The 5,658-nt window shown below is 71.3% G+C and carries 5 protein-coding genes; 3 read left to right on the top strand and 2 right to left on the bottom strand.

The window, feature by feature from the left end; translation table 11 throughout:
- Positions 1–39: 39 nt before the first annotated feature.
- Positions 40–1,467, bottom strand: coding sequence for a site-2 protease family protein (locus D7V93_RS36525; protein ID WP_120647754.1), 1,428 nt, complete (start codon positions 1,465–1,467; stop codon positions 40–42).
- 96 nt (positions 1,468–1,563) lie between these two features.
- On the opposite strand from D7V93_RS36525, the gene dusB reads away from it, so the two are divergent.
- Complete coding sequence (gene dusB, locus D7V93_RS36520; protein ID WP_120647753.1) at positions 1,564–2,577, top strand: tRNA dihydrouridine synthase DusB; 1,014 nt, start codon at positions 1,564–1,566, stop codon at positions 2,575–2,577.
- Here dusB and D7V93_RS36515 read toward each other — a convergent pair.
- On the bottom strand, positions 2,556–3,887 hold the full coding sequence (locus D7V93_RS36515; RefSeq protein ID WP_120647752.1) for a glycoside hydrolase family 1 protein: 1,332 nt from the start codon (positions 3,885–3,887) through the stop codon (positions 2,556–2,558). The two genes, dusB and D7V93_RS36515, sit on opposite strands and share 22 nt — an antisense overlap.
- Before the next feature lie 347 nt (positions 3,888–4,234).
- On the opposite strand from D7V93_RS36515, the gene D7V93_RS36510 reads away from it, so the two are divergent.
- Together D7V93_RS36510 and D7V93_RS36505 are read left to right on the top strand one after the other, a co-directional pair.
- On the top strand, positions 4,235–4,438 hold the full coding sequence (locus D7V93_RS36510; protein ID WP_120612096.1) for an excinuclease ABC subunit A: 204 nt from the start codon (positions 4,235–4,237) through the stop codon (positions 4,436–4,438).
- A 120-nt stretch (positions 4,439–4,558) separates the two neighbouring features.
- Positions 4,559–5,658, top strand: a 1,100-nt coding sequence (locus tag D7V93_RS36505) for an NFACT family protein (RefSeq protein ID WP_120647751.1), incomplete at its 3' end; no start/stop codon positions are given.

The raw sequence follows: 5,658 nt of genomic DNA, 5'->3' as shown, positions 1-5,658 counted from the left end.
GGGTCACGGGCGGGCGCGGACTCTAACCCCAAGCCAGGGTCAGGACACGGCGGAGGACCGCAGGTGGGTCAGCCACTCCTCGAACGCGGGTTGGCCGTGCAGGGGCGCCAGGTCCTCGTCGGACGCGGCATAGCTGGCGTCCTGGAAGCCCAGGGCCTGCGCGCGCTGGAGCAGGCGCACCGCGTCCGGCACGTTGCCCGCTCGGGCGAAGGCGCACGCCGCGTCGTAGGCGATGCCCGGGTCCGGCGCGTGCCGCAGCGCTGACTCTCCCACCTCCGCGGCCTCCGAATAGGCGCCCCGGATGAACAGCGCCCGCTCCGCGCACCGGAACGCGGCCGCCGGGTCCACGCCGGACAGCCGCAGCGCCTCCGGCACCTGGCCCAGGCGGATGAGCGCGCCCGCGTACTCGTGCATCACGGTGCGGTCTTGCGACTCGCCCCACGCCTGCTTCCAGTAGCCCACCGCCCGGGCGTCGTCGCCCACCAGCGAGAAGGCCGCCGCCACCGCGTGCATCTCCACCGGCTGGCCCTGCACCTGGGAGAAGTGGTCCAGCGCGGGCCGCCCATGGCCCTGCTTCAGCGCCACCCAGCCCAGCAGATAGTGCGTCCGGCTGGTGAGCCCCGCCGACAGCCCCTCGCCCTCCAGCAGCTGCTGGCCCAGCCGCCACGCGTCGTCCAGCCGGTCCTCGCGCAGGGCCTGCTGGGCCTCGCGCAGCCCCTGGGCCCTGGGGCCTTCGGCCTCCTTGTCCTCGTTGCGCGCGCGCAGCACGTCCGTCAGCACGCGGAACGCCTGGAAGCCGAACATGGCGAAGAGGACCGCGGCGAACAGCTGCCCGCTCTTGATGCCCAGCAGGACCAGCCCCACGCACAGGCCCAGGGCCAGCACGTGGGACACGATGAAGCCCCGGCGCCCGAACATCCGCGTGGCGAGCGCCGTGCTGATGTGGCCGCCGTCCAGCGGGGGCACGGGCAGCAGGTTGAAGACCGTCCACAGCATGTTGGCGAAGAAGAAGTTGCCCAGGAAGAAGTCCGCCATCTCCGAGCGGCCCCGCACCTGCATCAGCACCGCCCAGGACAGGACGCCCAGCGCCAGCCCCGCCAGCGGGCCCGCGAAGCTCGAGACCACATCCTTGTGCCAGGGCAGGGGCGTGTCCGTGTTGGGCCGGGTGACGCCGCCCAGGAAGACCAGCTCCACGCTCGGCTTGTAGCCGAAGACGCGGAAGGCCACCGCGTGCCCCAGCTCATGGATGAGCACGGAGACGAAGACGATGAACATCCACGCCAGCACGTAGGACGCCACCGCGCCCGCGTAGCCCGGGCTGCCGGGGTCGCTCAGCCGATCCCCCAGCCAGCCGGCGCTCGAGCCCCGGCCCGGCTCCGGCAGGGACTGGTAGGCGAGCACCGCGGAGAACAGCAGGTGACTCATGTGGACGTGGACGGGGACGCTCCCGAGCCGGAAACGGAACATGGGGACGGACCTTAATCGTTGGACCCCACCCGCGCAGGGTCGTTCGCAGCCCTCGCGCTCTTCTGTTCCCGCCTGACGGGTTAGGGTGTCGCCGCCATGTTGAAGCTGGGTCCCTACACGCTGCCGAACCCCTACATCCTCGCGCCCATGGCGGGCGTGAGCGAGCGCCCGTTTCGCGTCATCGCCTTCCGGCTGGGCGCTGCCCTCTGCCCCACGGAGCTCGTGAGCGCCCAGGGGCTGATGCGCCAGAACCAGCGCACGCTCAAGTACCTGCGCTACGACGCCCAGGTGGAGCAGCCCTACTCGCTCCAGATTTTCGGCGGCGAACCGGAGGCCATGGCGGTGGCGGCCCAGGTGGGCAAGGCCGCGGGCGCGCAAATCATCGACATCAACATGGGCTGCCCGGTGAAGAAGGTGGTGCGCAACGGCGCCGGCAGCGGCCTGCTGTGCGACGTGCCCCGCGCGGCGGCCATCGTGCGGGCCATCGTGGAGGCCACCGGCCTGCCCGTCACCTGTAAAATCCGCTCGGGCTGGGACGACAAGACGCTCAACTACCTCCAGGTCGCGGAAGCCCTGCAGGAGGCCGGCTGCGCGGGGCTCGCCATGCACGCCCGCACGCGCGCCCAGGGCTACTCGGGCCGCGCGGATTGGTCCCTCATCGCGGACCTGAAGCGCCACTTCCCGGAGCTGCCCATCATGGGCAACGGGGACGTGAAGACGGTGGAGGATGCCCACCGCATGCTGGACGCCACCGGCTGCGACTTCGTGATGATTGGCCGGGGCGCCCTGGGCAACCCGTGGCTCTTCCGGGAGCTGACGGGAGGGCCTCCGGCGACGCCCCAGGAGCGCTGCGAGCTGGTGCTGGAGCACGTCCGCGCTCACGCGGAGTTCGTCGGCGACCCCCTGGCCGCGGTGCGCTCCTTCCGCCGGCACCTGGCCTGGTACGCCCACGGCCTCAAGGGCGCGGCGCACTTCCGCTCGGAGGTGAACCAGCTCGACTCGCCCCAGGCGGTGGAGGACAGCGTGCGCCGCTTCTTCGCGGGCGCGGACACCGACCCCACGGCGCCTTCAGAGGAGCCGGAGGTGGACTACCGGGCCGCGCTGGGCTGAGCGCCGGTGCCGGTGCCGGTGCTGGTGGAAGGCGGCACCAGCACGCGCCCGGTGGCCACGGTGCGGAAGTAGTCGCAGGCCGGGGTGGGGTGGCGCTCCAGCGTGTCGAAGTCGACGCGGTAGAGGCCGAAGCGCGGGCCCCAGCCCTCCAGCCACTCGAAGTTGTCCAGCAGGCTCCAGTAGAGGTAGCCCTGGACGTCCACGCCCTGCTCGCGAGCGGCCAGCACCTGACCCAGGTGCGCGTGGAGGTACTCCGGCCGCACCGTGCCCTTCCTGTCGTCGATGCCGTTCTCCGTCACCCACACCGGCTTGCCGTAGCGCTTCACCTCCTGGAGCAGCTGGAGGAAGCCCTCGGGGCGCTGCTCCCAGCCGATGTCGGTGAGGCCGCGCTTCTCCGGGTCCCGGTACTTGAAGTCCATGAAGGGCGCGCGCGGCAGGAAGCGCAGGTGCGCGCGCGTGTAGTAGTTGACCCCCACGAACTCCACCGAGTCGCGCGCCTCCGGGATGCGCACATCCGTGGACGCCACGCCCGGCATGAAGACGCGCAGGTGGCCGGAGGACAGCGCCTCGTGGAACGCGTGGTTGTAGGCCGGGGCCGCCAGCCGCACCAGCGAGCGGTCCAGCGGATGCCACCAGCGGTCCGGCGCGAACGACAGCATGTTCTGGGAGATGCCCAGCTCCACCCGGCCCAGGCGCTGACCCAGCTCCTCGCGCGCGATGGCATGCGCGCGCACCAGGTTCCCGAGCGCCGCCATCGTCTTCGCCCCGTCCGTGATGCCCGGGGGCATCAGGCCCTGGAGGTAGCCACCCAACAAGAGGACCATCGGTTCGTTGAAGGAGATGACGAGCGCGTCCAGCCCCTCCAACAGGGGCGCGCACCGCCGGACGTACTGGCGGAACGCCTCCAGGCTCTCCGGAAGGTGCCAGGGCGTGGACGCGTGGAACCACGTGGGGTGGGTGAAGTGATGGAGCGTCACCACCGGCCGCAGTCCGTGCGCGCGCAGCCGCAGGAGCCGCTCGCGGTACGCCTCCAGCGCCTGGGCGTCGAACTGGCCGCGCTCAGGCTCGATGCGCGCCCACTCCAGCGACAGGCGGAAGGCGGTGGCCCCCACGGCCTTCGCCAGGGTGTAGTCCTCCTCGTAGCGGTGCCAGTGGTCCACCGCGCGGCCGCAGCGGACGTGGGGCTCCTTCAACTTCCCCTGCCGCTCCCATTGGGCCCAGTCGTTCTCGATGCCGCCCTCCACCTGGTACGCGGAGGTGGCGACGCCGAAGGTGAAGGACGCGGGGAAGGTGAGCGGTCCAGTGCGCATGCGGGGGCGCACCGTAGGCCGACGCTTCGGGGACGGGAAGCGACGCGAGAAGCACGCGCGGATGCGCTGCAGTGGACATCCAGACCTGTAGCGCGGGCGTCCACAACGCTTCCGGAGCCGGAAATTAGCCTCCGCACGCGATGCGCTCCGACCCCGCAAGTGACCGCCACGAACGGTTCGAAGCGCCGAACGCCTAGAAATCGGCCTCGCCGCGCACTGCAATACATCACCATGCGTTGACACACTGGCATGTCGCCCGTACCATTCATTTCAAGCACTCACGTTCAATCCATGGTGGGTGCAGGGCTCGCGTCACCGCGGGCCTCAACTCTGAACGGAGGATTCCGATGGCCGCGAAGAAGAAGACCGCGAAGAAGGCCGCGACGAAGAAGAGCGCGACGAAGAAGACGGCCCGCAAGGCCCCTGCCGCGAAGCGCGGTACGGCCAAGAAGGCCCCCGCGAAGAAGGCGGCCCGCAAGGCCCCGGCTCGCAAGACGACCCGCAAGAGCGCCAGCAAGGCGGCTGCGGCCCCGGCGACCCCGGAGTCCTGAAGCAAGGCGTCATGACGGACGTCGGTTGACGTCCAGTGAACGGCTCGGCGAAACCCGCCGGGCCGTTTTTCTTTTTGCGGGCTGGGGCTTCACGTCCCCACCCGTCGGGGAGGGGCCGCCATGTCGCTGCGTCCGGTGGAGTTCGAAGAGGTGGTGGCGGAGGTGGCGTCCCGGCTCGTGGGCGCGGTGGCCCAGAAGGCGTGGTGCCCGCTGCCCCGCCTGGCCTACCTGGAGCTGCGAGTCCCCGGGAAGTCGGTGGTGCTGTGCCTGTGCTCGGAAGGGGAGCTGTCGCGCCTGTCCGTCGCGGAGGACCGCTTCCCCACGCCGGGCGAACCCGCGCCCTTCCAGCGCTGGCTGCGCCAGGAGCTCACCGGCTTCAAGCTCCAGGGCGCGCGCTATCTGGAGCCGTCCCGCACGGTGGTGCTGGAGTTCGATCGCGAAGCCGTGCGCCGCCGGCTGGTCCTGGAGCTGGGTTCGCCGGGCGGACTGCTCCTCCTGAGCGACAACCACCGGGTGCTGATGCTCTCGGGAGAAGGCTTCGGCGCCCGGAGGAACCTCTACGCCGGCGCGCAGTGGACGCCGCCGGAGCCTGTGTCCGAAGAAGCGCTGGCGAAGGGCCGCGCGCAGCCCTCGCGCCTGGAAGTGCAGGAGGCGGACCCCCTCCCGAAGCTGCAGGCCGCGGAGCGGGTGCTCGGGCAGAAGGACCGTACCAGCCGCGCGGACACCATCCGCCGCAGGCTCGCGCAGCCGTACCGGGCGCGGCTGAAGCGCTCCTCCCGCACGCTGGAGAAGGTGCGAGCGGAGGCCGCGCGAGGCCCGGAGGCGGAGAAGCACCGCGAGGTGGGCGAACTGCTCGCGCAGAACCTGCACCGCATCAAGCGGGGCACGACCCAGGTGACGCTCACCGCGTACACGGAGGCCGGCATGGAGGAGGTCCAGGTGAAGCTGGACCCGAAGCGCACCCCGAAGGAGGAGGCGGACTGGCACTTCCACCAGTACCGGCGCCTCCTGCGCGGCGTGGAGACGGCCCGCCACCGCGAGGCGGAGCTCGCGCGCGAGGTCGCTCACGCGCAGGTGGCGCTCCAGCAGATTGAGGCGATGGACGGCGCCGCGCTGCTCGCGCAGGTGGAGGTCCTCCAGGTGTCCGCGGGTGAGGAGGGACCGAAGGAGGGGCTCCCCTTCAAGGAGTACGTGGGCCACGGGGGCGCGCGCATCTGGGT

Origin of the sequence: Corallococcus llansteffanensis, assembly GCF_003612055.1 — a bacterium.
GTDB classification, from domain to species: Bacteria; Myxococcota; Myxococcia; order Myxococcales; family Myxococcaceae; genus Corallococcus; species Corallococcus llansteffanensis.
The sequence above is the reverse complement of the archived record's forward strand: the minus strand, read 5'-3'. Positions and strand labels throughout refer to the sequence as shown.